Raw genomic sequence first — 26,741 nt, 5'->3', positions numbered from 1 at the left:
AGTCTCACATTAATGTTTCGAGTCTAGCAGTGCGCAGGATGCTAGCCGTTGAATACGGGGCGATTAAGGATTATCCATGGGGCAATTAACAAGGTTATTCGTCATAAGCCGCATCTTTTTTATGGGCTTTCTGATCAGCGGCGCAGCTTTCGCAGAAACTTCGCCGATTGAGGCGGTATCTGCCGTCATCAGCAGAACTGGCGCGGCACCTGACGATTACGTCGCTCAAACGATTCAGGCGGCACTTGAGCCATTGAGTTCATCGTTTCCACCCTTGCTCACTTCCCGTGGCCATCGACGGGTGGATCCGAGTCGCGTGGTCATGGATTTTTACATGCATCGGGGTTATCGCTCGGCCTGGGCGAACGACAGCGATGTCATCCAGTTATTGAAAAGCCTGAGCGAGACCCAGGCCGATGGGTTGGACCCTGCGGACTTTCATATTGATGAGTTGGCGAACGCCAGAGCGTCGATGCAGGCAGCGGAGCCGACGGTGGCGCAACGGGCGGCGTTCGATATCGCGGCGACCCGGACCTTTATCACGGCGCTGCTGCAATTACGGCGCGGCAAGGTTGACCCTTCGCGTCTGGACATCCATTGGAACTTCGACCCCGTCGGTGCCGATCCTCGTGGAGACATGAACAACCTGTTCGCAGCGCTCGATGCTCATGACGTTGCACGCGCCTTTGCTCAAGCGCCGCCACAAGAGGCGGTTTATCGCAGCCTGCGCGTGGGTCTGGCGCAACTGCGCAAGGTTCGGGATGCTGGCGGCTGGCCGAAGATTGCCGAAGGCCAATCGCTCAAGCCAGGTATGGACGATGCCTCTGTCGCGCAGTTGCGAGCACGGTTGGTGGCAGGCGGTTATCTGGCCCCATCAAAGAAGCAGCGCACTGATTACGACGACAGCGTCGCTGCGGCGGTGAAAAAGTATCAAACCGAGCAATACCTGGGGGCGGATGGCGTGGCGGGGGCCGCGACACTGGCTGCGTTGAATGTGCCCGTAGAGGCGCGGATAGACCAGGTTCGGGTGAACATGGAGCGCGCACGTTGGTTGTTGTTCAAACTTCAGGGCACTTTTGTCATCGTTGATATTGCGGGTTACAAAGTGGCGCTTTATCGCGACGGTAAGGCGATATGGCGGTCCCGGGTTCAGGTCGGTAAGCCGTTCCGCAGTACGCCGGTGTTTCAATCCGAGATTACTTACGTAACGTTCAACCCCACCTGGACCGTGCCACCGACGATCCTCGTCAAAGATTTGCTGCCGAAGATTCAAAGAGATCCCGGCTACCTTGCGGCCAACCGGATAAGAGCGCTTGATCGAGAGGGGAATGTGCTCGATCCAGCGACCGTCGACTGGAGTAATGCGCGCGGTATCACGCTACGACAGGATGCAGGCCCGGACAGCTCGCTCGGGCAGGTGGCCATTCGGTTTCCCAATGAATATTCGATTTACCTCCACGACACGCCGCATCGCGAGTTGTTTGCGCAATCGCGCCGTGCCACCAGTTCAGGCTGCATACGGGTGGAGAACCCGCTGCAGTTGGTAGAGCTGCTGTTCAACGACCCGGTTCGTTGGAACAGCGCCGGGATACAGGCTCAACTGGCGAACGGCAAGACCGAAAACATCAGGCTTCCCGTGAAGGTGCCGGTGCTTTTGGCTTACTGGACGGTGGACCTGAGTAACGATGGTCGAGTGATGTTTAAACCCGATGTATACGGGTACGATTCCGCGGTACTGCGGGGGTTGAATCTGCCTTCGGAACTGCCTGTTCTGGATGTGCGACGAGCAGGAACTTCTGCTGTCGCGACGGGGCAAAACCGGCAATGGCCGTGAAGGAAGCGGGACCTGCTATCCGTATGTAACGGGCAGGTCATCGATGCACCAACGATGCAAGCGCTCTGCGTCAACCTTTCCGCTCCGTCGCAGATTCAGGGGTTGACGAAGCCAAAAGGTTGGCTCGCCCGTTGAAAACTATCACAATGCAAAATAGTCACTCGATGTGAAAGGATAGGAAGTTGAAGATGGATGTTGCGCAAAAAAAACCGTTACTCAACACAGGTATGCTTGATGGGCATGACCTCGATGAGTGCCGCAACATCCAAAAAGGTGCCGTGTTTATCATTGCCTCGGGGGCGTCCGCTAAAGATTTTCCGCTGGAAAAGTTTGCAGACGTTCCGATGATCACCATGAACGGTGCCATTTCCATGTTCTCCGGGACAGGTATCAAGCCGTTCTTTTATGCCTGTACGGATCAAGGCTTTTCCCGACAGCAACCCGAACTGTTTTCAGAGGCCATGCGCATCAGTCAGCGGGTTGCATTGTGGCAAGAGCACATCTGGCATACGACGGTAGCGCCTGAGGGCGAACTGTATTTACTCGGCCGAGCACCCAAACTCTCCTGGACGGACCTGGTTTTCAGGACCGATAAAGAACTCATCAGAAGTCGCAAGCTCGGAAATGGCCGCAATAGAACCCTTGGTTTCAGCAAGAACCTTAAACGCGGTTTTTTTGATGCCCGTACGGTGGCTTATCTGGCTTTGCAGATTGCCTATCACGTGGGCTTTACCAAGGTGTTTTTGGTAGGCGTCGACTTGAATCAGTCTGTGAGTCGTTTTTACGAAGAGGCCGACACGTTAGCGTCGCCATGCCTGCTCGATCAGCATTTTTATACGAGAATCCTGCCGTCGTTCGAGATCTTGTCGAAGTACGTCGTGGATGATGATTTTCAGGTCTACAACCTGTCCAGTGATTCAAGGATTCCGGTTGAACTCATTCCCCGAGTGACGTTAGATGAGATCGACAAGTTGATCTAAAGGTTGTTCGTGCTTTATTCAAATGGGCGCCCTCGGGGTGCCCATTTTTTTGTTTGTAACTAAGTGACCGGCAGCCGTTCGGCACCTGCGTCGGATCCCAAATCAGCGTCGCCTAAGCTTTGATTTATCCGGACATTCTTCCGGAACTTACAAGGACGGTGTGGCATGACTTTATTAAAGTTCGGCGCGTTGATCCTGATGGTGTGTCTGGCAGGCTGCGTCACTACCAGCAACTATGAACCACCACCGGTACCTGCATCAGCGGTAACGCTTGACGATGGGCAAATCACCAGCACGCTAGTGGGCAAGAAGTTCTATGGCACCACCCGAGAAGGCAGTCATCCGTACTCAATGAGTTTTGCTCCAAACGGAGTAGAGATGTTCGAGATGGCGCCTTACAAACCCGAAAAAGAAAAGTGGACATTGAAAGACGGCGTTATTTGTATCGAAGCAAAAGGGTATCCAACCGAATGCAGCCAAGTGAAGGTCGCCAATAATGAGTATTGGTTTGTCGACCCAAAGAATGGGAGAGTCAACGGGCATTTGAAGCTCACGCCTTGATGGTGATGCTCGTGAAGGAATGGGCGTTCGCGGTACGCCCATTCTTTGTGATCATGCCTGTCCCAGCTCGTCCCGCAAAAACTCCACCAACGTCCGTTGCAACCCGGTCAGTGCTCCCTCGCGGCTGATCAACGCCAACTCCGTCGGCGGCAATTCGGGCAGGTCGGTGCACACGCTGTGCTCAGGTAATACCGCCGAAGCGGGCAGCACCGATACGCCCAGACCTGAAGCCACCGCCGCCTGAATGCCCGTCAGGCTATGACTGCCAAACGCAACCCGCCAGGGCCGCTGAGCCACATCCAGCAGGTGAATGGCCCGTTGACGGTAAATGCAGCCCTGCGGGAACAGCGCCAATGGCAATACCCCGTTGGCTGAATCCACGCCTGCGCCTTTGACCCACACCAACACTTCCGGCCAGGCTGCCCAGCACGGCCCGCTGTCCGGTTCGCGCTTGACCAATGCAATGTCGAGGGCGCCCGCGCTCAGTTTCTGTTTGAGATCGGCGCTCATGCCGCTGATAGTTTCCAGGCGCGCTTCAGGTCTGGCCCGATTGAAGCCGGCGAGAATGACTGCCAGGCGCCTGGCGTCGAAATCCTCCGGTACGCCAATGCGCAGGATCTCCAGATCGAGGTCACTGGCCAATGCTTCAACCGCCTCCGAGGACAGCGCCAGCAAGCGCCGGGCATAGTGAATCAGCAGTTCGCCATGCTCGGTGACACTGACGTTCTGCCCGGTCCGATCAATGCGATATTAAGCACGCTGGATCAGGTCGTACCCTTGTTCACATCCCTTGGCTGGTAAAACACGGAGTCGTCATGGCACATACCCTTGCAGGCAGTTCCCGCCCCTCGCGTTACGCCGATCTGAATCTCGATTCGGAGGCCGTCATCACCGCTCGCACGGAATTGGCAGCGTGCTTTCAACTGGCGGCGCTTTACGGATTGGAGGAGGGCATCTGTAACCATTTTTCCGCCATGGTGCCAGGCCGCGATGATCTGTTTTTTGTGAACCCCTACGGCTACGCGTTCGAAGAGGTCACCGCTGACAACCTGCTGGTCTGCGATTTTCACGGCAACGTTGTGATGGGCGAAGGGCTGCCGGAAGCGACCGCGTTCTATATCCACGCGCGACTGCACAAACAGCTGCCGAGGGTGAAAGTGGCGTTTCACACGCATATGCCGCACGCCACGGCGTTGTGCCTGCTGCAAGGTCCGCCGTTGTTGTGGCTGGGGCAAACGGCCTTGAAATTCTACGGCCGTACGGCGGTGGACGAGGACTACAACGGTCTGGCGCTCGACGAGTCTGAAGGCGACCGGATTGCCAGCGTTATGGGCGATGCCGACATTCTGTTTTTGAAGAATCACGGGGTGATCGTCGCCGGGCCAACCATCGCCGAAGCCTGGGATGATCTGTATTACCTTGAACGTGCCGCCCAAGTGCAGTTGATGGCGATGGCGACCCAGCGCGAACTCAAGCCGGTGCCCCATGAGATTGCCCAGCGGGCCTATGAGCAAATGCGCCTGGGGGATGCAGAAAGTGCTCGGGCGCATTTGCACAGTGCGATGCGGCGGCTAGCCAAAGGACATTTGCCCCATACCCCCTCGTAGACTAAGCTCACAAAAAATAAGGGTTTTGGGGTGTTACCCATGCCTTACCCTTACAGGACGAGCTTTTGCCTATCCCTCTTCACGATCCGCACATCGCCACCGGCGTCACGTTGAAACGGTTACCTCTGCGCAAAGCGGCGGTGCTGTTTATCGCGGTCGTGTGCCTGAGCCTGTGCGGTTTGCTTTACCTGCAACTGGAGCAATCGCGCCGGCATGACCTGGCATTGGCGCAAGTGGCGTCATCAAACCTGACGCGGGCCATGGCGCAACAAGCCGAAGACACCTTCATGCAAGCCGATCTGGTACTGACCAGTCTGACCGACTGGATTCAGGCTGACGGTTTCGGCGCGCCCCAAAAGGCACGCTTGCAGAAAACGTTCGCCCGGCGGGTGCAGGCGCTGAATCAATTGCACGGGATATTTCTGTTCGACCAAAAGGGGCAGTGGGTCGTTACCTCTTTCGACGACCTGCCACGCGGACCAGGTGTGGCGGATCGCGATTATTTCAAGTTCCACCAGCAGAACGTCTCCTCCCTGGCGCACATCGGGCCGGCAATTCGCAGTCGGGAAAATGGCGAGTGGATCATTCCGGTATCCAAGCGTGTGAACGACAAGAATGGCAATTTCCAGGGCGTCTTGTTGGCCGGTATCAAGATGGCGTACTTCGATCAGTTCTTCAAAAGCTTCAGCATTGATGACAACGGTTCGATGTTTTTGGGATTGACCGACGGAACGCTGCTGGCGCGACGGCCGTTTGTGGAGTCGCAGATTGGCACATCACTGGCCAAGAGCGAGATCTTCGAGAAATTGCTGCCCAACGCGCCTTCCGGTAACGCGATGTTCAGCTCGCTGGTCGATGGGGTTGTGCGGTTGCATGGCTACCGTCAGCTCGACTCTTATCCATTGGTCGTGTCTGCCGCCTCGTCCAGGGAATCGATTCTCAAGGATTGGTACGACACGGCATTTCGCTCCACAGTCATCGTTGCCCTGGTGGTGTTGGGCGTGGGGCTGTTCGGTTGGATGTTCCTTTATCAGGTGCGTGTCGGCGAACAGGTCGAGGCGGATTTGCGCAAGGCAAAGGAAGCGTTGAAGCTGATCGCGACCCACGACAGCCTGACCGGCCTGGGCAATCGCCGGCTGTTCGAGGGAGCGCTGGACATCGAGTTCGGCCGTGGCGCCCGGCAGTCGAGTTCGCTGAGCCTGATCATGCTCGATATCGATTACTTCAAGCGCTACAACGACGCTTACGGCCACGTAGCCGGGGACCATTGCCTGGCTGAAGTGGCGCGGGCGGTGAAGGGATGCTGCCATCGAAAAGCCGATTTGGCCGTGCGGTACGGCGGTGAGGAATTTGCGGTATTGCTGCCCGACACCGACATTCACGGCGCGATGGTGATTGCCGAGCAGATCCGCCGCAGTGTCATGGACAAGAACATCATCCACAGCGGTTCACCGTCGGGCTTCGTGACGGTCAGTCTGGGTTGTTATTCGTTTGTGCCGACGGGGCGGGACAGCATGGAAGTATTCATCGAACGTGCGGATGCGGCGCTGTATCAAGCCAAGCATTCAGGGCGAAACCGCTCGGCGGTGCTGTCGATGGAGGGCGGTGTCGAGGCACTGCTGCGTTCGGATCGTTGAGGTATCTCGAGAGGGTGTTTCACCCGCGCAACACCCCGACCAGCCGGCTGTCTGCCTGTCAGATTCTCTTCAATTGATCGTCTAGAGTTGCGGTAACGCTGCCGATCCCGGCAGGTCTCCCCACCGCACGGATGATCGTCAGAATGTTGATTACTCAAGCATTGACAGCCGTTGCTCTAACCGTTGCAGCCTGCGCCATCTTTCCGCTCGCGAGCCACGCTCAATCGAAAGTCACAGCCGAAGAAGCACACGCCATCGGCGTGGATGCCTATGTGTATTTTTATCCGCTGTTGACCATGGACATCACCCGCCAGCAATTCACCAACATCGAACCGGGCAAGGAATTCGGTAAAGGTCCGATGAATATGTTTGTCAGTGTTCCGCAGTATCCACCTGCCGATTTCAAAGGGGTGGTGCGCTCGAATTTCGACACTTTGTATTCCATTGCCTGGCTGGATTTGACCAAAGAACCGCTGGTGATCGCAGCGCCCGATACGGCCGGGCGTTTTTATTTGCTGCCGATGCTCGACATGTGGACCGATGTATTCGCCTCACCGGGCTGGCGCACCACGGGCACTCAAGCGGGGCAGTTTCTGGTGACACCGCCGGGCTGGACCGGGACGGTGCCTGCCGGACTGAACCATCTGCCGGCGCCTACGCCCTTTGTCTGGGTCATTGGCCGCACCAAGACCGATGGCGCTGCGGACTACGCGGCCGTGCACAAAATCCAGGCTGGCTACACCGTGACACCGTTGTCCCGACTGGGTAAAAGCCCCGAGCCGGTCAGCGTGAACATTGACCCTGTCGTGGACATGAAGACCCCGCCAAAAATCCAGGTCGACTCAATGTCGGCGGCGAACTACTTTGCCTACGCCGCCGAACTGCTCAAAGTGCACCCCGCGCACATCACCGATCAGCCGATCCTGGCGCAGATGAAACGTATCGGTATCGAACCCGGAAAATCCTTCAACATGGATGCGCTGGACCCTGAAATCAAAACAGCGCTTCAGAGCGTGCCCGAGGACGCGCAGGCGCTGATGACGTGGAAGGTTCCAACCCTCGCTCGCGTGGTCAACGGCTGGTCAATGAACACCGACACCATGGGTGTCTACGGCAACTACTACCTCAAGCGGGCGATCGTCACGCAACTCGGGCTCGGCGCCAACTTGCCCGAGGATGCGATTTATCCGCTGAACATCGGCGATGTCGAAGGCAAGCCACTCGATGGAGCGAACAAGTACGTGCTGCATTTCGACAAGGGTGAAACGCCGCCGGTAAAAGCTTTCTGGTCGATCACCTTGTACGACCCCGAGGGTTTCCAGGTCGGCAATGCGCTCAACCGCTTTGCACTCAGTAGCTGGATGCCGTTCAAGACGAACGCCGACGGTTCGCTGGACATCTACCTCCAGCACGAAAACCCCGGCAAGGAGCTTGAAGCCAATTGGCTGCCGGCACCGAAGGGCGGGTTCAACCTGACCATGCGTTTGTATGGGCCCAAGCCCGATGTTTTGAACGGCAAGTGGAACCCGCCACCGGTCAAGCCCGCCTAGTCCCACGCTTCAGCCCCCAAGGCAGTCGACGATCATCGGCTGCTTTTACGCGTCCAGCTGCCCGTCCCGCCGCCGGCACCGCCCGTTCCACCGCCCGCCGCGCCCGTGCCACCCCCCGCGCCTGAGCCGCTGTTCCCGGCATTGCCAGCATTTGCGCCACTCGACGAGCCCGATCCGCTATTGCCGCCGTCAGCGTTATGGTCGCTCGAGGGTTGGCCAGGGTTATTGTTGGGCGCCATTGTCGAGCCGCTTGTTGCGCCCGGTCTTGTACCGGTCGCATCAGCGCCATCGCCTGAGGCTGCAAAAGCGCCGACGGACAGGGCGGACAGCACGCCAGCCAATAGCAGCGTGGTGACTTTGATGATCATCATGGTATGTCTCCCTCACGCCGGCGTCAGCGAAGGTCTTATTCGGCCAGCTTCCGTTCGAGGTTCTGCCGCACCTGCGGCCACTCATCATCAATGATGCTGAACCGCACCGAGTTGCGCTTGCGTCCGTCCGGCATGATCCGCTCGTGGCGCACGATGCCTTCTTGCTGCGCGCCGAGCCTGAGGATCGCGTTACGTGATTTCTGGTTGTTTTCGTCGGTGGTGAATTGCACCCGCACGCAATCCAGCGTGTCGAATGCGTACTTCAGCATCAGGTACTTGGCTTCGGTGTTGACGAAGGTTTTCTGCCAGCGGGCGCAGATCCAGCTGCTGCCGATTTCGAGCTTGCGGTTTAGCCGGTCGATTTTCCAGAAGCGCGTCGAGCCGATGACCTCGCCGGTGTCCTTGAGCACGATGACGAAGGGCAGCACAGTGCCGGCACCGCGGCCGTCGAGGGCTTTTTTGAGGTAGCTGTCGACGGTGGTCGGCGAGGGCACAACGGTGACGGTCAGGTTCCACAGTTCACCGTCCCGCGCGGCATTGACCAGCGCATCGGCATCACTCAATTGCAGGGGGCGCAGGCAGATTCGTTGACCTTCCAGTGTGTCCATCACCAGGCATTCTCGGCATCAAAAGGTACGTGGGTGTTGCGTGCAATTACAGAGCTGCGGCTGTCGATTGGCAAGGGTTGTGTCAACGGTTCTTCAATTGCTGCAATGGCTTGCGTTATCCAGGCGCCAGGGCCCAGCATGGCTGCTATGGTCAGTGAACGTTCGGCGAGTGCCCTGGTAAAAAAGCATTGCGAGCGTCGCATCCCGATCAGGCAATCGATTGACAGGATCAAGTGCATGGACATGAACGCTGTTACCACCGTCGTCGCTCCCCGTCATACGCCGATAACCCGTAATCTGGTATTTGCCGTCGGCTTGCTGTTTGTTCTGGGTGTGCTGATCGCCCTGTTGGCCTTGTTCAACATTGCCGGGAGGCTGGACGCCCAGGACCTGGCCAAGACCACTTTCTACACCCAGCGTGCGCTGGAAAATCGCATCACCGCCTCGAAAAGCTACATCGCCAGTTATGCAAACTGGACGAGCGCCTACGACCATTTGAACGGCACGGTCGATGTGCAATGGGCCTACGTCGAGCAGAACCTGGGCAAAACCTTGTTCAGCATCGATCACTACGATGGCGTCTTCGTGGTCGATCATCAGCAAACCAAATACGCAGTGGTGCGCGGGCTTCAGGTGCAGGAGGCTGCGACCACCTATCTTTCGGCATCGATGGCGACGCTGATAGAGGCAGTTCAGCGTCAGGAAAGCCTCATTGATCCCGTCAGCCAGTTCACACTGTTCGAGGGCAAACCGGCATTGATGACGGCCGCCGCGATCGTCCCCAATGACGATAGGCCGGCGGTCGATCCTCAAAGCACCTCGGTGCTGGTGTTCGTCGACCAATTAAGCCCTGACAAGCTCAGCGCCCTGAGCGCCGATTACGGTTTGCATGATTTAAACCTGGCGCCTGAAGACACCATTTCGCCCGGCAGGCCAGCCGTGGCATTGGCGGACACCGGCTACAGCCTGGTGTCCCGACTTGAGCAACCGGGTCACCAGTTACTCTGGTCGCTGCTGCCGCCATTGGGCGGCGCGCTGTTGGTGCTGGCGTTGTTAACGGCTTATTTCTTCCGGTATGTCTTACGCACGTCCGGGCACGTGGATGCCAGCTACACCAGCCTCGATTTATCGAACCAGGCGCTGGAGGCCAGTGAAGAGCGTTTTCGTGCCGTGGCTGAGGCCGCTTCCGATTGGATCTGGGAAATCGACGACAAGCATTGCATCTCTTACCTGTCAGGACGTTTCGCCACCGTTACCGGTTATTCCGATCAGCAATGGATCGGGCAGGACATCGGGCAACTGCTCAATTGCGATACGATCCCTTTGTCGCTGTGGCTGCATAAGCTCAATGAAGAACAGCCCGTCAGCCATTTGCGCTGCTCCTATCGCGATCAGTCGGGGCAACAACGTATTTGCCGGGTTTCGGCACGACCGATCCATCGCAAGGGCGCGGTGCTGGGCTATCGCGGAACGGCCAGCGACATCACCGATGAAGTCGCCGCCCATGCCCAGATCCAGCATCTGTCGTTGCACGATGCCCTGACGGGGCTGCCGAATCGCAACAAACTGGCGCGTTTCCTCGACGAGGCCCTGGCGCAGAAAGGGCATTCGGCGGCGCTGGCGCTGTTGATGATCGATCTGGATAACTTCAAGCCGATCAACGATTCCCTCGGTCACCCGGCCGGCGACGCCGTACTGCTGGAAGTGGCCACCCGATTGCGCGAGTGCACGCGGGACATAGATCTGGTCGCCCGGCTCGGTGGTGATGAGTTTGTGCTGGTGCTCAACGGCATGGACAGCCACGCCGAAATCGACCGGTTCTGCGAACGTTTGCTCGAGAGCCTGCAGCAGCCGATTCATTACGAGCATCACACGCTGCACATCGGCGCGAGCATCGGTGTCGCCTTGAGTCGGCGTCAGGGGCACATTCCCAATGAGCTGATCCGGTGTGCCGACATTGCGCTGTATCAGGCTAAATCCGATGGCAAGAAGACCTGGTGTTACTTTGCGCCGCACATGAACGATCAGATCCAGCACCGCCGACAATTGGAAAACGACTTGCGCCGGGCGATCAAGAACAACGAGTTCGTGATGCATTACCAGCCACGCTACAACATGGGCGGCAAGCAGGTGGTCTCGGTGGAAGCGTTGCTGCGCTGGCAGCATCCGGAACAGGGGTTGCTGAGCCCCGACGAGTTTATCCCTTTGGCCGAGCAGACTGACCTGATTGTGCCTTTGGGGCGCTGGGTGTTGCGCGAAGCCTGTGAAACGGCTCTGACCTGGCCCGGTGCGTTGATGGTGTCGGTCAATTTGTCGCCTGTTCAATTTGCCCGCAGTGATGTGGTGGAGGACGTCAGGGAGGCATTGATCCAGAGCCGTTTGCCGGCCAGTCGTCTGGAGCTGGAAATCACCGAAAACGTGATGCTCATCGATGTGGATGGCGCGTTGGCGACCATGAATGCGCTCAAGGAACTGGGCGTGCGGTTGAACATGGACGATTTCGGGACCGGCTATTCGTCCTTGGGTTACTTGCGCACGTACCCGTTCGACGGGATCAAGATCGACAAGCGTTTCATCTCGTCCATGAGCGGCGGCGGCAATGACCGCGCCGTGGTGCAGGCGATCATCAACCTGGGCAAAGCCATGGGCCTGACCGTGACGGCAGAGGGCGTCGAGACCCTGGAGCAACTGGACTTTCTGGTCTCGGACCAGTGCAATGAGGTGCAGGGTTTTTACTTGAGTCGGCCTATGGAAAAGCAGGCGTTACTGCCATTGCTCAGGGCGTCGCATGACGAGTTTCCAGTGTAGGGACGTGCCTTTAGTCGCCTCTCTCGCTCATAGAGGCAACTGCCGGGGCGCACCCCCGGTCACAACTGGATATCGACCCTGCGTTGCGAGCGTTGGAACATGAAGAACCTGAAAATCGCGACATTCAACGTCAACGGCATGCGCGCCCGATTGCCGAACTTGCTGGCCTGGCTTGCGCGCGAGCAACCGGACATTGCGTGTTTGCAGGAACTCAAGTCGGTCGACAGTGCTTTCCCCGCCGCCGAGCTTGAGGCCGCTGGCTACGGCGCGATCTGGCAAGGTCAGTCTTCGTGGAACGGCGTGGCGATTCTGGCGCGGGATGCTCAGCCGCTGGAGAGTCGTCGAGGCCTGCCCGGTGATGACAGCGACACCCATAGCCGGTATCTGGAGGCCGCCGTGCATGGGATTCTGGTGGGCTGCCTGTACCTGCCCAATGGCAACCCGCAGCCGGGGCCGAAGTTCGATTACAAGCTGGCGTGGTTCGAACGGCTGATCCACTACGCGCAGTCGCTTCAGGCCAGTGAGCATCCCGTGGTGCTAGCCGGTGACTACAACGTGGTGCCCACCGACCAGGACATCTACAACCCGCGATCCTGGCTGAAGGATGCGTTGCTGCAACCTGAAAGCCGCGAGTGTTATCAGCGCCTGCTGGCCCAGGGCTGGACCGATGCCTTGCGCCATCTGTATCCGGAGGATCGGCTCTATACCTTCTGGGATTATTTTCGCCAACACTGGCAAAAGAACTCAGGGCTGCGCATCGATCATCTATTGCTTAACCCGGCGCTGAGCCCTTATTTGGTTGAGGCTGGAGTTGATGCCTGGGTTCGCAACGAGCCCCACGCAAGTGATCACGCGCCGACGTGGATTCGTTTGAGTTCGCGCAAGCGGCGTTGAGATTGAAGTGTGTGGCGATTGGCTAAATCAATTGTCAGTCGAGCCGCTTTATCCCTTATACATGGCGCCCATCGGTGGAGAAATCCGCGGCCCCCTGCATAAGGACTGAGCAATGAGCGAGCCACAGCTGAGCAATCTTGCGTTGTACCTGCGGCGCCTGGGCTTCGACGCGCCTCCGGCGCCGACCCTGGAAACCCTGCGTCAACTCCAACTGCGCCACACCGGCGCCTTCCCGTTCGAAAACCTCAGCACGTTGTCGGGCCAGCCGGTGCTCATCGACCTGCCGTCCATCGAGCAAAAGGTCCTGCACGATGGCCGCGGTGGTTACTGCTACGAACTCAACAACCTGTTCCTGGCCTTGCTCCAGGCACTGGGCTTCGATGCTTGCGGTATCTCCGGCCGAGTGGTCATGGGCCAACCCGAAGGCGCGTGGACTGCCCGTACACACCGCTTGAGCTTGGTAACCCTGGACGGCGTGCGCTACATCACCGACGTCGGCTTCGGCGGCATGGTGCCCACCGCACCGCTGATGCTCGATACCCTGGCTGAACAGCTCACACCTCACGAACCCTATCGCATCGAGCAGCACGAGGATGGCTACACCCTGCGCGCCAACGTCGGCGGCGAATGGCGGGCAATGTACATTTTCGATTTGCAGCGCCAGGAAGACATCGATTACGCCGTCGGCAACTGGTATGTCTCGACCCATCCGGAATCGTCTTTTGCCAGACAGTTGATGGTGGCGCGCACCGGCGAAGGGTGGCGCCGCACGCTGAACAACGGCAGTTTTGCGATTCATCGGATCGGCAGTGAGACTGAACGGCGGCAGGTGACTGATGTGGATGAATTGATGGGTTTGTTGCGCAGCGAATTCGACATTCGGGTACCGCGGGAGGCGGCGTTGCGCCGGGTTATTGAAGGGCTGATTCAACAACCCTGAGTTGCATTTCGCCCCTGAGCCTCACAGCTCCAGCCCCTCTTGCACCACCGAAAGCAGAGTGTCTTCGGTCATGGCGATCGCATCCGGTTGTTGCCCGGATTGATCGATCGCCTGCAGCCACCATTGTGTCTCGCCGTGTTCGCTCACGGTTCGCAGCATCGAGAGTGCTTTTCCTTGGGTGCGGATCTCGACCCGCCCGGCACCATCCTCGGTGAAACGAGCGACGGGGTCGAAGGTGATGCTGTGGTGGTTGCCTTCAATCAGTAACTGGTCGATGGCGTAGTCGTAGGTCGCCCCGTCGGGATGACGCTCGAAGACGTGCGTAGGCACTCGCCGAATGTTCAGCCCGGCTTCGCTGAGCGGCGCCAGCCAGGCTTCGATGAGGTGGTAGAGCTCGTAAACCTGCGCAGGCCAGCCGTCTATCTGCTGATCGGCGCAGAGTGTCGCGTCGACGCTGGACTGCTGGGTTTGCTTCAGTTTCGCGGCGAGTTGGTCAGCCTTGCTCATGTCGATTTCCTATCGTGGTCTCAGTGAGAGCGTACCTCTATCAAGGTAGTGCACGTCTTGCCTTGCGTCATGTTGCCGGGAGGTTTTGGCTTCAAGGTGGCTTGCCGACGATGAATCTCGCGGGCTTGGAATGGCCATGTGTCCATTATCTGACTGATTAGTTGTATACAACTCTATAGACATTTGTCCTGAGTCTTGCATACAGTGTGCGCATAACAAAAACCAGGGAACCCCCCAACCATGAAAACGCCCCATGTTTCACACCCACGGCCTGAGGACGAAAATCTCGGGATCGGCGCGAATATGGCTTACGGCCTGCAACACGTTCTGACCATGTACGGCGGCATCGTCGCGGTGCCTTTGATCGTCGGCCAGGCGGCCGGGCTCTCGCCAGCGGACATCGGTTTGTTGATTGCTGCTTCATTGTTTGCAGGGGGGCTGGCGACATTGCTGCAAACCCTGGGCTTACCGTTTTTCGGCTGCCAATTGCCGCTGGTACAGGGCGTGTCGTTCTCTGGTGTCGCGACGATGGTGGCGATTGTCAGCAGTGGCGGGGAGGGCGGGTTTCAATCGATTCTCGGGGCGGTGATTGCCGCGTCGTTGATCGGCCTGCTGATCACGCCGGTGTTCTCTCGAATCACCAAGTTTTTCCCGCCGCTGGTCACGGGCATTGTGATCACCACTATCGGCCTGACCCTGATGCCAGTGGCTGCACGTTGGGCCATGGGCGGCAACAGCCATGCCCCGGACTTCGGCAGCATGGCGAACATCGGTCTGGCGGCGGTGACGCTGGTGCTGGTTCTGCTGTTGAGCAAGATCGGCAGCGCGACCATCTCCCGCTTGTCTATCCTGCTGGCGATGGTTATCGGCACGGTGATCGCGGTGTTCCTTGGCATGGCGGATTTCTCATCCGTCACCCAGGGCCCGATGTTCGGTTTCCCGACACCCTTCCATTTCGGCATGCCGACCTTCCACTTCGCCGCGATCCTGTCGATGTGCATCGTGGTGATGGTGACCCTGGTGGAAACCTCGGCCGACATCCTGGCGGTGGGTGAAATCATCGGCACCAAGGTCGACTCCAAACGCCTGGGCAACGGCCTGCGCGCCGACATGCTGTCGAGCATGATTGCGCCGATCTTCGGTTCCTTTACCCAAAGTGCCTTCGCCCAGAACGTCGGGCTGGTGGCGGTGACCGGGATCAAGAGCCGCTTCGTGGTGGTAACCGGCGGTTTGTTTCTGGTGATCCTCGGTTTGCTGCCGTTTATGGGGCGCGTCATCGCCGCTGTACCGACTTCTGTCCTCGGCGGCGCCGGTATCGTGCTGTTCGGCACCGTGGCGGCCAGCGGTATTCGTACGCTGTCCAAGGTCGATTACCGCAATAACGTCAACCTGATCATCGTCGCCACCTCCATCGGCTTCGGCATGATCCCTATCGCTGCGCCGAGCTTCTACGACCACTTCCCAAGCTGGTTCGCCACGATCTTCCACTCGGGCATCAGCTCCTCGGCGATCATGGCGATCGTGCTGAACCTGACCTTCAACCACCTCACTGCCGGTAACTCCGATCAGCAGTCGGTGTTCGCGGCTGGCACTGAACGCGTTCTGCGTTATCAGGATCTGGCAGCGTTGCGCGAAGGGGATTATTTCAGCGAAGGCAAACTGCGTGACTGCGACGGGAAAGAAGTTCCGGTGGTGGAGGCGGACCATGGACATGGAGAACCGCGTGCGGCACATGCGAAAAGCAGTGAGCATGTCTGACGGTTTATAGCTGGAGGATCAAAAGATCGCAGCCTGCGGCAGCTCCTACATTGGGAATCGCGTCCCCCGTAAATCATCGGGCGAACACAAATTCTGTAGGAGCTGCCGCAGGCTGCGATCTTTTGACTTTATGAAAAGCCACAAAAAAGCCCCTGAACCTTTCGATTCAGGGGCTTTTCGATATTGCTGTCTGGCTCCACGACCTGGACTCGAACCAGGGACCCAGTGATTAACAGTCACTTGCTCTACCAACTGAGCTATCGCGGAATGGCGTGTATGTTACTGATTCAAAAAGAGAAGTCAAGCGCCTGTTAGCAATTTGACGGGTTCATTGGGACGGACGGTGGTTTATCGACCGTGGGCGGTTACCAGAATCGCCTCAGAGGTCTACCATGGCCGCCCGGAAGTGGTCACACGCGCTACCGGCCATTCGCCGAAACAGGTACGCGCCATGAATCATTCAATCCTTACACCTCACACCAATGGGGTGTTCGCATGAGCATCGCTCAGATCAGCTTGCCCAAAGGTGTGGGTCCCCACGCCGAAAAACTGTTCGACGCAATCACGCAGGCCAGCACAGTCGAGGATCTGAACCGTGCCGGTGGCAAGGCCGAAGGTTTTGTTCTGGGCCTGGAAAGTGCCAAGGCGATCAAGAGTCAGATTGCCGAGTCGCTCTATGTCGCTTATGACGACGCCGCCAGCCAGCGTGCAACCGAACTGGCCTAACCGCCGAAGGTGACGGTGGCGAGCATCAGTTTGGCGTACAGCATCGTTGCGGCCAGTTGCACCAGCCACAAGGCCAGGCCGCCGAGAAATACGCCGGCAGCGACTTGCATCACCAGGTTGTTGTTGCGTTTGGCCGGGGTGCGAGGCACGAAGTGGTCCAGCTCATCGCGGTCTGCGCGTAGGTCATCGTTTTTCATGTGGGCTCTCGTCAGAATTCTCGGGTGTACACAAAACCTGTGGGAGCGACGGTGCGGCGATCCGACCTGCTCGCGAAGAGGTTATTACATTCAACATTGATGTTGGCTGACACGACGCTTTCGCGAGCAGGCTCGCTCCCACATTTTGATCTGCGTGCAGTCTAGAGCGGTCGTTCGCTGCGCTGGGAATTATCTGGGGCAAATAAAACGGGAAGCCCATTGGCTTCCCGTTTTTTTTTACCACTCGACGACTCAGATCACCGCAACGATGGCCTTGGTCACAACATCGATGTTGCTCTGGTTCAACGCGGCCACGCAGATGCGGCCGGTGTCCAGGGCATAGATACCGAACTCGCTGCGCAGGCGGGTCACTTGCTCAACCGTCAGGCCGGAGTAGGAGAACATGCCGCGTTGACGACCGACAAAGCTGAAATCACGCTGTGGCGCTTGCTTCGCCAGCTGCTCAACCATCTGGATGCGCATGCCGCGAATCCGCAGACGCATTTCAGCCAGTTCTTCTTCCCACTGAGCGCGCAGTTCCGGGCTGTTCAGGACAGCGGCGACGATGCTTGCACCGTGGGTCGGCGGGTTGGAGTAGTTGGTGCGGATCACGCGTTTGACTTGCGACAGCACGCGCGCGCTTTCTTCTTTCGATTCGCTGACGATCGACAGGGCGCCCACGCGCTCGCCGTACAGCGAGAAGGATTTGGAGAACGAGCTGGAGACAAAGAAGGTCAGGCCCGATTCAGCGAACAGACGCACGGCAGCGGCGTCTTCGTCGATGCCATCGCCAAAGCCCTGATAGGCCATGTCGAGGAACGGGACGTGACCTTTGGCTCTCACCACGTCAAGAACGTTTTTCCAGTCCGCCGGGCTCAGGTCCACACCGGTCGGGTTATGGCAGCACGCGTGCAGGACAACGATGGAGCCGGACGGCAGGGCGTTCAAGTCTTCCAGCAAACCAACACGGTTCACATCGTGGGTCGCAGCGTCGTAGTAGCGATAGTTCTGCACCGGGAAACCAGCCGTTTCGAACAGCGCGCGGTGGTTTTCCCAGCTTGGGTCGCTGATCGCCACGACGGCGTTCGGCAGCAGTTGCTTGAGGAAGTCGGCACCGATTTTCAGTGCGCCAGTACCGCCAACGGCTTGGGTGGTGATGACGCGGCCAGCAGCGATCAGTGGCGAGTCATTGCCAAACAGCAGTTTCTGTACGGCCTGGTCATAGGCGGCAATGCCGTCGATTGGCAAGTAGCCACGGGAAGCGTGTTGAGCGACGCGAATCGTCTCGGCTTCGACAACGGCGCGCAGGAGTGGAATTCGCCCCTCCTCGTTGCAGTAAACACCGACCCCCAGGTTGACCTTGTTGGTACGGGTATCGGCGTTGAATGCTTCGTTGAGGCCCAGGATTGGATCGCGTGGTGCCATTTCGACAGCGGAGAACAGGCTCATTTTTGCGGCGGCTCTGAATGGAATGTGGAGGGACGTGTCGCGCTCCAGCCGAATGCACTAGAGCGGTGCACAAACGGGGAGCTAGTATAGAGGCCATCTGCGATCGATGGCGACAGACGATTTGGCTTTTACGGTAAGTTTTTCCGATTATTTCTCGACCGTTAGTCGATTGGTATCGTCAAAGCTTTTACCCGATGTAGGACGTTTGCCTTGAAAGCGCGGGCAATCGGCTCCACATTGAGCACAATCCAGTTTTTTCCTCGGGCGACATCGGTCGTTTGCGGTCTTTCCCGTTGCTGCCCGGTTCGCCCGGACAGGCGCGAACCCAGAGGTTTTTCATGTCTGAATTCCAGCTAGTCACCCGCTTCGAGCCCGCCGGCGATCAGCCGGAAGCCATCCGCCTGATGGTCGAGGGCATCGAAGCCGGGCTGGCGCACCAGACGTTGCTCGGTGTGACCGGCTCGGGCAAGACCTTCAGCATCGCCAATGTGATCGCCCAGGTTCAACGTCCAACCCTGGTGCTGGCACCCAACAAGACCCTGGCCGCGCAGTTGTACGGTGAGTTCAAAGCGTTCTTTCCAAACAACGCGGTCGAATACTTCGTTTCCTACTACGACTATTACCAGCCCGAAGCCTACGTACCGTCATCGGACACCTTCATCGAGAAAGACGCCTCGATCAACGACCACATCGAGCAAATGCGGCTGTCCGCGACCAAGGCACTGCTGGAGCGCAAGGACGCGATCATCGTCACCACGGTGTCGTGCATCTACGGTCTGGGCAGTCCGGAAACCTATTTGAAGATGGTTCTGCACGTGGATCGCGGCGACAAGCTCGATCAGCGTGCGTTGCTGCGTCGTCTGGCGGACTTGCAATACACCCGCAACGACATGGAGTTTGCCCGGGCGACCTTCCGGGTCCGCGGCGATGTGATCGATATCCACCCGGCGGAATCCGATTTTGAGGCGATCCGCATCGAGCTCTTTGACGACGAAGTCGAGAAGATTTCCGCTTTCGATCCGCTGACCGGCGAAGTGACCCGGCAGCTGCCGCGGTTCACCTTCTATCCGAAAAGCCACTACGTGACGCCACGGGAAACCCTGCTCGGCGCCATCGAAGGAATCAAGGTTGAGCTTCAGGAGCGCCTGGACTACCTGCGCACCAACAACAAACTGGTGGAAGCGCAACGCCTCGAGCAGCGCACCCGGTTTGACCTGGAGATGATCCTCGAACTGGGTTACTGCAACGGCATCGAAAACTACTCGCGCTACCTGTCGGGCCGTGCGTCCGGCGAAGCGCCGCCGACCTTGTTCGATTACCTGCCGGCCGATGCCTTGCTGGTGATCGACGAATCCCACGTCAGCGTGCCGCAGGTCGGCGCGATGTATAAGGGCGACCGTTCCCGTAAAGAGACGCTGGTGGAATACGGTTTTCGCCTGCCATCCGCGCTGGATAACCGGCCGATGCGCTTCGACGAGTTCGAAAACATCAGCCCGCAGACGATCTTTGTCTCGGCCACGCCGGGCAATTACGAGGCGGAGCACGCCGGTCGCGTGGTTGAGCAACTGGTCCGTCCTACTGGCCTGGTGGACCCGCAAATCGAAATCCGCCCGGCGCTGACTCAGGTCGACGATCTGCTCTCGGAAATAGGCAAGCGCGTCGCGCTGGAAGAGCGGGTGCTGGTCACCACGCTGACCAAACGCATGTCTGAAGACTTGACCGATTACCTGGCCGACCACGGCGTGCGGGTGCGTTATCTGCACTCGGACATCGACACGGTGGAGCGGGTCGAAATCATCCGCGACCTGCGTCTGGGTACTTTCGATGTGCTGGTGGGGATCAACCTGCTGCGTGAAGGTCTGGACATGCCGGAAGTCTCGCTGGTGGCGATCCTCGATGCGGACAAGGAGGGCTTCCTGCGTTCCGAGCGCTCGCTGATCCAGACCATCGGCCGGGCGGCGCGCAACCTCAATGGTCGGGCGATTCTCTATGCGGATCGCATCACCGGTTCCATGGAGCGCGCGATCGGCGAAACCGAGCGTCGTCGCGACAAGCAGATTGCCTTCAACCTGGCCAATGGCATCACACCCAAAGGCGTGTTCAAGGACGTTGCCGACATCATGGAAGGCGCCACCGTGCCGGGGTCGCGCAGCAAGAAGCGCAAAGGCATGGCCAAGGCCGCCGAGGAAAACGCCAAGTACGAAGCCGAACTGCGCTCACCGGGCGAGATCGCCAAGCGTATCAAGGCGCTGGAAGAGAAAATGTATCAGCTGGCGCGTGATTTGGAGTTCGAAGCGGCGGCGCAGATGCGCGATGAGATTGGCAAGTTGCGTGAGCGGTTGATCACCGTCTGATTTGCTGCGCCCGTACTGGCCTCATCGCGAGCAAGCTCGCTCCCACAAGGATTGTGGGTGGACACAAATTATGTGAACACCCTCAATCCTTGTGGGAGCGAGCTTGCTCGCGATGGGGGCGCCTCGGTCTCAATGTGCTTCCCCAGCCTTGAGCCCCGCCGGCAACGCCTTGGTCAACAACACCGCCAGCATGCTGATCCCCAGCGCAATCCCGACAAAGTGAAACGCATCGTTGTAAGCCATGATCGACGCCTGCTGATGCGCAATTTCACTGAGCTTGCCCAGCGCTGCCGTCTCACTGCCAAACCGATCCGTCAGCGACGCCATGCGCTCGGCCACCTGCGGGTTGGTCGGCACAATTGCTTCACGTAAATAATCAAAGTAAGTCTTGGTTCGCGCATCCAGCAACGTGGCGAGGAGGGCGATGCCAATCGCTCCGCCCAGATTGCGCAGGATGTTGAACAGACTCGACGCTGACCCCGCGTCCTGCGGCAGGATGTACGCCGTGGCGATCAACGAAATGGTCACCATGATCAGCGGCTGGCCCAGCGCGCGGATGATCTGGATTTGATTGAACTGCGGCCCGGCGAAGTCCGGGTTCAACACCCCCGATGAAAAACTCGCCAGTCCAAATAGCCCGAAACCCAACGTGCACAGCCATTTCGGCGAGACGTATTTCATCAGCTTCGGCACCAGCGGAATCAGAAACAGCTGCGGCACGCCCATCCACATGATCACTTCGCCGATCTGCAGAGCGTTGTAGTTCTGGATCTGCGCCAGGTACAGCGGCAACAGGTAGATCGAGCCGTACAATCCGACACCCATCCCGACACTGGAAATACTTGATAAACCGAAGTTGCGATTGCGCAGAATGCCGAGGTTGATCAGCGGATTAGGCTTGGAAGTCTGCACGATCACAAAGGTGATCAGGCTGACCAGCGCGATGCTGCCCAGGGTTACGATCAGGCTCGATTCCAGCCAGTCCTTGCGATGGCCTTCCTCCAGAAACACTTGCAAACAACCGAGGCCGACACCCAGCGTGAGAATCCCCAGGTAGTCGGTGCTTTTCAGCAGTTCCCAGTGGGCTTCTTTCTTCTCCAAGCCGTACATCAGACCGGCAATCATGATCAGGCCCGGCGGAATGTTGATGTAGAAGATGTATTCCCAGCCCCAGTTCTCGGTCAGCCAGCCGCCCAGCGTCGGGCCGATAGAGGGGGCGAACGTCGCGGTCATGGCGAACATGGCCATGCCTTTGGCGCGGTGGTGTTCGGGGAGTTTGATCAACGTGAGAGTGAACGCCAGCGGGATCAGTGCGCCGCCGGTGAAACCCTGCAAGGCGCGGAAGACGATCATGCTTTCCAGGCTCCAGGCCATGGAGCAGAGCAAGGAAGCGGCAAGAAACCCGAGGGACACCCACACCGCCAGCCGTCGCGCCGAGAGCAACTGCACCAGCCACGCCGTCAGCGGGATCATGATGATTTCCGCTACCAGGTACGAGGTGGAAATCCACGAGCCTTCTTCCAGGGTCGCCGACAGCGCGCCCTGAATGTCCTTGAGCGATGAGTTGGTGATCTGGATGTCGAGCACCGCCATGAAGGCACCGAGCATCACACTCATTACCGCGATCCAGTCCCGCCGGGTCGGTTCACCGACCGGACGGATCAGTTGATCACCGGCCATCGTCAGGGGCGTCTTTGATGTTCACTTTAGCGGTGACCGACATGCCCGGACGAATCTTGCCTTGTAGCGGATTGTTCGCGGCGAAGGTCAGCTTTACCGGAATCCGTTGTACGACTTTGGTGAAGTTGCCGGTGGCATTGTCCGGCGGCAACAGGCTGAACTGCGCGCCCGAGGCGGCGAACAGGCTGTCGACTCGTGCTTCGATGGGCGTGTTGCTGTAGGCATCGAACGTCAGCTCGGCTGTTTGGCCGGGCTGCATGTGGCCGATTTGGGTTTCCTTGAAGTTGGCCTGAATCCAGATGTCCTGATCCGGGACGATCGACATCAAGTAAGCGCCCGCCTGCACATATTGGCCTTCGCGGGCGGCGCGCTGTCCGATCAGGCCACTGATGGGCGCATGGATTTCGCTGCGGGTCAGGTTCAGTTCGGCCTGGGCCAGATCGGTTTTGGCGTTGGCAATCATGGCGTCGAGGCGTTTGATCTCGGCGGTCAGGGAGTTGATTTGTTGGCGCTGACTTTGTGCGTCCGCCTGGGCCTTGGTCACTTGCGAACGGGCGATGTGGTTGTCGGCGGAGAGGGTGGTCACCCGTTCTTCCGAGACATAGCCGGGTTTGCGCAGGGTTTGCGCACGAGACAAATCGATCTGCGAACGACCGAGGCTGGCCTGGCTGGAGGCGACTTGCGCCTCGCTGGCGGCGATCAGACTGGCTTGCTGAGTCAGTTTGCTTCGGGCTTGCAGGCGTTCGGCTTCGCGGGTGGCGAGGGTGGCATTGGCGCGGTCGACGGCGAGGTGGAAGTCATCGCCTTCGAGCTTGATCAGCAACTGACCTTTCTCGACGTGCTGGTTGTCCTGCGCCAGTACTTGATCGATACGTGCGCCCAGTTGGCTCGACACGCGGGTGATCTCGCCCTGTACATAAGCGTTGTCGGTGCTTTCATAAAACCGTCCTTTGAAGAACCACTGGGCAAAAAAGCCCCCGGCAACCAGCAGGACGATCAACAGAAAAATAAACAGGCGACGCTTGAGTTGGGCAGGCATGGGCAGACTGTAGTCGAGAAATTGTAAGGAAGTTATCAGCGGTCGAATCTGGCATACAGCGAATGATGGGTAAATGCCATCGGCTGATAATCGGCCATTCACTGAAGCTAGAGCCCGTTGTAGACGCAACCTTGGCTTAAATGCCCTGCTCACTGGAGCCGGGCGGGCAACGCCTGTTACCATTCGCCCTTTGTTTTATCTTCATTTCGAGACTTGCCATGACCACCGTCCGCACTCGCATCGCGCCATCGCCTACCGGGGACCCCCACGTAGGTACCGCTTACATCGCTTTGTTCAACTACTGCTTTGCCAAGCAGCACGGCGGTGAGTTCATCCTGCGGATCGAAGACACCGACCAATTGCGTTCGACCCGCGAGTCCGAGCAACAGATTTTCGACGCCCTGCGCTGGTTGGGTATCGACTGGAGCGAAGGCCCGGATGTTGGCGGCCCGCACGGTCCTTACCGTCAGAGCGAGCGTGGCGACATCTATCAGAAGTACTGCCAGCAGTTGGTAGAAATGGGCCACGCTTTCCCGTGCTTCTGTACGGCCGAAGAACTCGACCAGATGCGCGCCGAGCAAATGGCCCGCGGCGAAACCCCGCGTTACGACGGTCGTGCGCTGTTGCTGTCCAAGGAAGAAGTCGATCGTCGCCTGGCTGCCGGCGAGCCGCATGTGATCCGCATGAAGGTGCCGAGCGAAGGCGTTTGCGTGGTGCCGGACATGCTGCGTGGCGACGTCGAGATCCCGTGGGATCGTATGGACATGCAAGTGCTGATGAAGACCGACGGTCTGCCGACGTACTTCCTGGCCAACGTCGTCGATGACCACCTGATGGGCATCACCCACGTTCTGCGTGGCGAAGAGTGGCTGCCGTCGGCGCCGAAACTGATTCTGCTGTACGAGTACTTCGGCTGGGAACAACCCGAGTTGTGCTACATGCCGCTGCTGCGTAACCCGGACAAGAGCAAGCTGTCCAAACGCAAGAACCCGACCTCGGTGACGTTCTACGAGCGCATGGGCTTCATGCCGGAAGCGATGCTCAACTACCTCGGTCGCATGGGCTGGTCGATGCCGGACGAGCGCGAGAAGTTCTCGCTGCAGGAAATGGTCGACAACTTCGACCTGAGCCGCGTCTCCCTCGGCGGGCCGATTTTCGACATCGAGAAACTGTCGTGGCTCAACGGCCAATGGCTGCGTGACCTGCCGGTGGAAGAGTTCGCTTCGCGCCTGCAAACATGGGCGCTGAACCCGGAATACATGATGAAGATCGCGCCGCACGTGCAGGGTCGGGTTGAAACCTTCAGCCAGGTCGCACCACTGGCCGGCTTCTTCTTCGCCGGTGGCGTGAACCCGGACGCCAAGCTGTTTGAATCCAAAAAGCTGTCGGGCGATCAGGTGCGTCAGTTGATGCAGTTGATTTTGTGGAAGCTGGAAAGCCTGCGGCAGTGGGAGAAGGACAGCATCACCGCAACGATTCAGGCGGTGGTCGAATCCCTGGAACTGAAATTGCGTGATGCCATGCCACTGATGTTTGCCGCGATCACTGGCCAGGCCAGTTCGGTATCGGTGCTCGATGCGATGGAGATCCTTGGCCCGGACCTGACCCGTTTCCGTCTGCGCCAGGCGATCGACCTGCTCGGTGGCGTGTCGAAGAAGGAAAACAAGGAGTGGGAAAAACTCTTGGGCAACATCGCCTGATCCACTCCGTTCCCGTGTAGCAGCTGCAAAAGGCTGCGTTGGGCTGCGCAGCGGCCCCAATGGCCGCCGCGCAATCTTTCCGAAAGGGCAGGGCGCCCAGATTGCGAGCGCTGCGCACTCGAACGCAGCCTGCGGCAGCTGCTACAGGGACGGATACGCCCCGGATTTACGGGGAAGGGCGGTAAGTGATTGTTATGTCGGCAAAAAACTTTGAAATATTTTAAAAATAAGTTTGACAGCTTTCCGATGCGCCATTAAGATTCGCCCCGTCCTCAGCGATGAGGGGCTATAGCTCAGCTGGGAGAGCGCTTGCATGGCATGCAAGAGGTCGACGGTTCGATCCCGTCTAGCTCCACCAATTTACACTTCAAGGTCTGGCCACACCGGTCTTGAAGCGATCACCACTCAGCGGTGATCAGGTGTATAGAAGGGTTTGCGTCCCCTTCGTCTAGTGGCCTAGGACACCGCCCTTTCACGGCGGTAACAGGGGTTCGAGTCCCCTAGGGGACGCCAGTTTTACAGAAGCGATGTTGCAAGATGTCGCTCCGCCGCGAGGCGAAAAATCCGGGGCTATAGCTCAGCTGGGAGAGCGCCTGCATGGCATGCAGGAGGTCAGCGGTTCGATCCCGCTTAGCTCCACCAATTTTACAGTTCAAGGTCTGGCCACACCGGCCTTGAATCGATCAGCTCTCAGCACTGATCAGTTGTATAGAAGGTTTTGCGTCCCCTTCGTCTAGTGGCCTAGGACACCGCCCTTTCACGGCGGTAACAGGGGTTCGAGTCCCCTAGGGGACGCCACGATTACCCGCTCTGCGGGATTTTATAAGGGTCATTCAATTATTGAATGGCCCTTTTGTTTGTCTGGCGTTTGGCCAAATCCCCTAATTCTTTCAAACTGTTCTTCAGACCAGCGGTCACATCCACGACTTGCGTAAAATTATTATGAGAATAATATTCTAGTCGTAATATTCGGAGGCAACGATGAACGATAAAAAAGCTCAAACCCGCGAACGCATCCTCAAGGCTGCCAGCGCAGCGCTGATTCAGCGCGGCCCGGCCGAACCGAGCGTGGGCGAAGTGATGGGCGCGGCCGGCCTGACCGTCGGCGGCTTCTATGCGCACTTCGAAAGCAAGGACGCGATGATGCTGGAAGCGTTCAAGCAATTGCTCGGTCACCGGCGTGGCTTGATCGCCGACATGGACGCCGAATTGACCGGCGAAGAACGTCGCGCGCTGGTTGCTGCGTTTTATCTGTCGCGCAAACACCGTGATTCCTCTGAGTCAGCGTGCCCGATTCCGGCTTCTGTCGGTGAGCTGGGGCGCCTGCCGGACGCGTTTCGCGTGGCGTTGAATGAGCATGTGGAAATGATGGTCGCGCAGTTGGCGGCCAGCCCGGAAGACACCGACAAAGCCTTGGCCGACATGGCCTTGATGGTCGGTGGTTTGGCTTTGGCTCGCGCGTTGGGGCCAGGAGAATTGTCCGATCGATTGCTGCGCGCCGCCAAGTCTGCGGTGCTGTGACCTAAAGGCATTGGCCTGAG

General features: G+C 58.5%; 22 protein-coding genes, 5 tRNA genes and 1 pseudogene. 18 read left to right on the top strand and 10 right to left on the bottom strand.

Going from position 1 to position 26,741, the window contains the following annotated elements; genetic code table 11:
• Positions 1 to 76 precede the first annotated feature (76 nt).
• From EAH74_RS15705 to EAH74_RS15695, 3 genes are all read left to right on the top strand, one after another.
• Complete coding sequence (locus EAH74_RS15705) at positions 77 to 1,834, top strand: L,D-transpeptidase family protein (protein WP_140679672.1); 1,758 nt, start codon at positions 77 to 79, stop codon at positions 1,832 to 1,834.
• A 188-nt stretch (positions 1,835 to 2,022) separates the two neighbouring features.
• On the top strand, positions 2,023 to 2,814 hold the full coding sequence (locus EAH74_RS15700) for a lipopolysaccharide biosynthesis protein (protein ID WP_240050519.1): 792 nt from the start codon (positions 2,023 to 2,025) through the stop codon (positions 2,812 to 2,814).
• A gap of 165 nt (positions 2,815 to 2,979) precedes the next feature.
• Positions 2,980 to 3,375 (top strand): hypothetical protein, encoded by a 396-nt coding sequence (locus EAH74_RS15695; protein WP_140679671.1) that lies wholly within the window; start codon positions 2,980 to 2,982, stop codon positions 3,373 to 3,375.
• 51 nt (positions 3,376 to 3,426) lie between these two features.
• On the opposite strand, the pseudogene EAH74_RS15690 reads toward EAH74_RS15695, so the two are convergent.
• Positions 3,427 to 4,116: pseudogene (locus EAH74_RS15690) on the bottom strand (LysR substrate-binding domain-containing protein); the annotation flags it as partial.
• Positions 4,117 to 4,190: 74 nt separating this feature from the next.
• Between EAH74_RS15690 and EAH74_RS15685 the strand changes: the two are divergent.
• From EAH74_RS15685 to EAH74_RS15675, 3 genes are all read left to right on the top strand, one after another.
• On the top strand, positions 4,191 to 4,982 hold the full coding sequence (locus EAH74_RS15685; protein ID WP_140679670.1) for an aldolase: 792 nt from the start codon (positions 4,191 to 4,193) through the stop codon (positions 4,980 to 4,982).
• Positions 4,983 to 5,047: 65 nt separating this feature from the next.
• Complete coding sequence (locus tag EAH74_RS15680) at positions 5,048 to 6,619, top strand: sensor domain-containing diguanylate cyclase (RefSeq protein WP_140679669.1); 1,572 nt, start codon at positions 5,048 to 5,050, stop codon at positions 6,617 to 6,619.
• A gap of 143 nt (positions 6,620 to 6,762) precedes the next feature.
• Positions 6,763 to 8,169: a DUF1254 domain-containing protein gene (locus tag EAH74_RS15675; RefSeq protein WP_140679668.1), complete on the top strand. Its 1,407-nt coding sequence runs from the start codon at positions 6,763 to 6,765 to the stop codon at positions 8,167 to 8,169.
• 32 nt (positions 8,170 to 8,201) lie between these two features.
• Here the strand turns inward: EAH74_RS15675 and EAH74_RS15670 are convergent, their stop codons facing one another.
• The 3 genes from EAH74_RS15670 to EAH74_RS15660 are packed head-to-tail and all read right to left on the bottom strand — an operon-like array spanning position 8,202 to position 9,393.
• A complete protein-coding gene (locus tag EAH74_RS15670) occupies positions 8,202 to 8,540 on the bottom strand; it encodes a hypothetical protein (RefSeq protein ID WP_140679666.1) in 339 nt (112 codons plus the stop codon).
• Positions 8,541 to 8,575: 35 nt separating this feature from the next.
• On the bottom strand, positions 8,576 to 9,148 hold the full coding sequence (locus tag EAH74_RS15665; RefSeq protein ID WP_140679665.1) for a GNAT family N-acetyltransferase: 573 nt from the start codon (positions 9,146 to 9,148) through the stop codon (positions 8,576 to 8,578).
• Entirely contained in the window at positions 9,148 to 9,393 is a 246-nt protein-coding gene (locus EAH74_RS15660; RefSeq protein ID WP_140679664.1) for a hypothetical protein, read from the bottom strand. Before EAH74_RS15660 ends, EAH74_RS15665 begins: the two co-directional genes overlap by 1 nt.
• Here EAH74_RS15660 and EAH74_RS15655 point away from each other — a divergent pair.
• The 3 genes from EAH74_RS15655 to EAH74_RS15645 all read left to right on the top strand — a co-directional run bounded on the left by EAH74_RS15655 (position 9,386) and on the right by EAH74_RS15645 (position 13,790).
• Positions 9,386 to 11,956 (top strand): bifunctional diguanylate cyclase/phosphodiesterase, encoded by a 2,571-nt coding sequence (locus EAH74_RS15655; protein WP_140679663.1) that lies wholly within the window; start codon positions 9,386 to 9,388, stop codon positions 11,954 to 11,956. The two genes, EAH74_RS15660 and EAH74_RS15655, sit on opposite strands and share 8 nt — an antisense overlap.
• A gap of 99 nt (positions 11,957 to 12,055) precedes the next feature.
• Positions 12,056 to 12,850 (top strand): exodeoxyribonuclease III, encoded by a 795-nt coding sequence (locus EAH74_RS15650; RefSeq protein ID WP_140679662.1) that lies wholly within the window; start codon positions 12,056 to 12,058, stop codon positions 12,848 to 12,850.
• 112 nt (positions 12,851 to 12,962) lie between these two features.
• Positions 12,963 to 13,790: an arylamine N-acetyltransferase family protein gene (locus EAH74_RS15645; RefSeq protein WP_140679661.1), complete on the top strand. Its 828-nt coding sequence runs from the start codon at positions 12,963 to 12,965 to the stop codon at positions 13,788 to 13,790.
• Positions 13,791 to 13,811: 21 nt separating this feature from the next.
• Here the strand turns inward: EAH74_RS15645 and EAH74_RS15640 are convergent, their stop codons facing one another.
• Positions 13,812 to 14,297 carry a hypothetical protein gene (locus tag EAH74_RS15640; RefSeq protein WP_140679659.1) on the bottom strand — a complete coding sequence of 162 codons (486 nt, stop codon included), beginning with the start codon at positions 14,295 to 14,297 and terminating at the stop codon, positions 13,812 to 13,814.
• A 240-nt stretch (positions 14,298 to 14,537) separates the two neighbouring features.
• Here EAH74_RS15640 and EAH74_RS15635 point away from each other — a divergent pair, with 240 nt between their 5' ends.
• Positions 14,538 to 16,055 carry a nucleobase:cation symporter-2 family protein gene (locus EAH74_RS15635; protein WP_140679658.1) on the top strand — a complete coding sequence of 506 codons (1,518 nt, stop codon included), beginning with the start codon at positions 14,538 to 14,540 and terminating at the stop codon, positions 16,053 to 16,055.
• Between the two features lie 191 nt (positions 16,056 to 16,246).
• Here the strand turns inward: EAH74_RS15635 and EAH74_RS15630 are convergent.
• Positions 16,247 to 16,322: transfer RNA gene (locus EAH74_RS15630), tRNA-Asn, on the bottom strand.
• Between the two features lie 228 nt (positions 16,323 to 16,550).
• Here EAH74_RS15630 and EAH74_RS15625 point away from each other — a divergent pair.
• Complete coding sequence (locus EAH74_RS15625; RefSeq protein ID WP_140679657.1) at positions 16,551 to 16,781, top strand: hypothetical protein; 231 nt, start codon at positions 16,551 to 16,553, stop codon at positions 16,779 to 16,781.
• On the opposite strand, the gene EAH74_RS15620 is transcribed toward EAH74_RS15625, so the two are convergent.
• Complete coding sequence (locus EAH74_RS15620) at positions 16,778 to 16,978, bottom strand: hypothetical protein (RefSeq protein ID WP_140679656.1); 201 nt, start codon at positions 16,976 to 16,978, stop codon at positions 16,778 to 16,780. The two genes, EAH74_RS15625 and EAH74_RS15620, sit on opposite strands and share 4 nt — an antisense overlap.
• A 252-nt stretch (positions 16,979 to 17,230) precedes the next feature.
• Positions 17,231 to 18,427 carry an amino acid aminotransferase gene (locus tag EAH74_RS15610; protein WP_140679654.1) on the bottom strand — a complete coding sequence of 399 codons (1,197 nt, stop codon included), beginning with the start codon at positions 18,425 to 18,427 and terminating at the stop codon, positions 17,231 to 17,233.
• Positions 18,428 to 18,765: 338 nt separating this feature from the next.
• Between EAH74_RS15610 and uvrB the strand changes: the two genes are divergently transcribed.
• Complete coding sequence (gene uvrB, locus EAH74_RS15605) at positions 18,766 to 20,781, top strand: excinuclease ABC subunit UvrB (RefSeq protein ID WP_140679652.1); 2,016 nt, start codon at positions 18,766 to 18,768, stop codon at positions 20,779 to 20,781.
• Between the two features lie 129 nt (positions 20,782 to 20,910).
• Here uvrB and EAH74_RS15600 read toward each other — a convergent pair whose 3' ends face one another.
• Positions 20,911 to 22,461 (bottom strand): MDR family MFS transporter, encoded by a 1,551-nt coding sequence (locus tag EAH74_RS15600; protein ID WP_033061865.1) that lies wholly within the window; start codon positions 22,459 to 22,461, stop codon positions 20,911 to 20,913.
• Positions 22,451 to 23,500: an HlyD family secretion protein gene (locus tag EAH74_RS15595; protein ID WP_140679651.1), complete on the bottom strand. Its 1,050-nt coding sequence runs from the start codon at positions 23,498 to 23,500 to the stop codon at positions 22,451 to 22,453. Before EAH74_RS15595 ends, EAH74_RS15600 begins: the two co-directional genes overlap by 11 nt.
• 218 nt (positions 23,501 to 23,718) lie before the next feature.
• On the opposite strand from EAH74_RS15595, the gene gltX reads away from it, so the two are divergent.
• The 6 genes from gltX (at position 23,719) to EAH74_RS15565 (ending at position 26,721) form a co-directional block, all read left to right on the top strand.
• Positions 23,719 to 25,200 carry a glutamate--tRNA ligase gene (gene gltX / locus EAH74_RS15590; RefSeq protein ID WP_140679650.1) on the top strand — a complete coding sequence of 494 codons (1,482 nt, stop codon included), beginning with the start codon at positions 23,719 to 23,721 and terminating at the stop codon, positions 25,198 to 25,200.
• Positions 25,201 to 25,482: 282 nt separating this feature from the next.
• Positions 25,483 to 25,558: transfer RNA gene (locus EAH74_RS15585), tRNA-Ala, on the top strand.
• Positions 25,559 to 25,637: 79 nt separating this feature from the next.
• A tRNA-Glu gene (locus tag EAH74_RS15580) sits at positions 25,638 to 25,713 on the top strand.
• 53 nt (positions 25,714 to 25,766) lie between these two features.
• Positions 25,767 to 25,842: transfer RNA gene (locus EAH74_RS15575), tRNA-Ala, on the top strand.
• Between the two features lie 80 nt (positions 25,843 to 25,922).
• Positions 25,923 to 25,998, top strand: a tRNA-Glu gene (locus EAH74_RS15570).
• 183 nt (positions 25,999 to 26,181) lie between these two features.
• On the top strand, positions 26,182 to 26,721 hold the full coding sequence (locus EAH74_RS15565) for a TetR/AcrR family transcriptional regulator (protein ID WP_008028313.1): 540 nt from the start codon (positions 26,182 to 26,184) through the stop codon (positions 26,719 to 26,721).
• Positions 26,722 to 26,741: the final 20 nt, after the last annotated feature.

The organism is Pseudomonas mandelii (genome assembly GCF_006438925.1).
Taxonomy (GTDB): domain Bacteria; phylum Pseudomonadota; class Gammaproteobacteria; order Pseudomonadales; family Pseudomonadaceae; genus Aquipseudomonas; species Aquipseudomonas mandelii_C.
The sequence above is the reverse complement of the archived record's forward strand: the minus strand, read 5'-3'. Positions and strand labels throughout refer to the sequence as shown.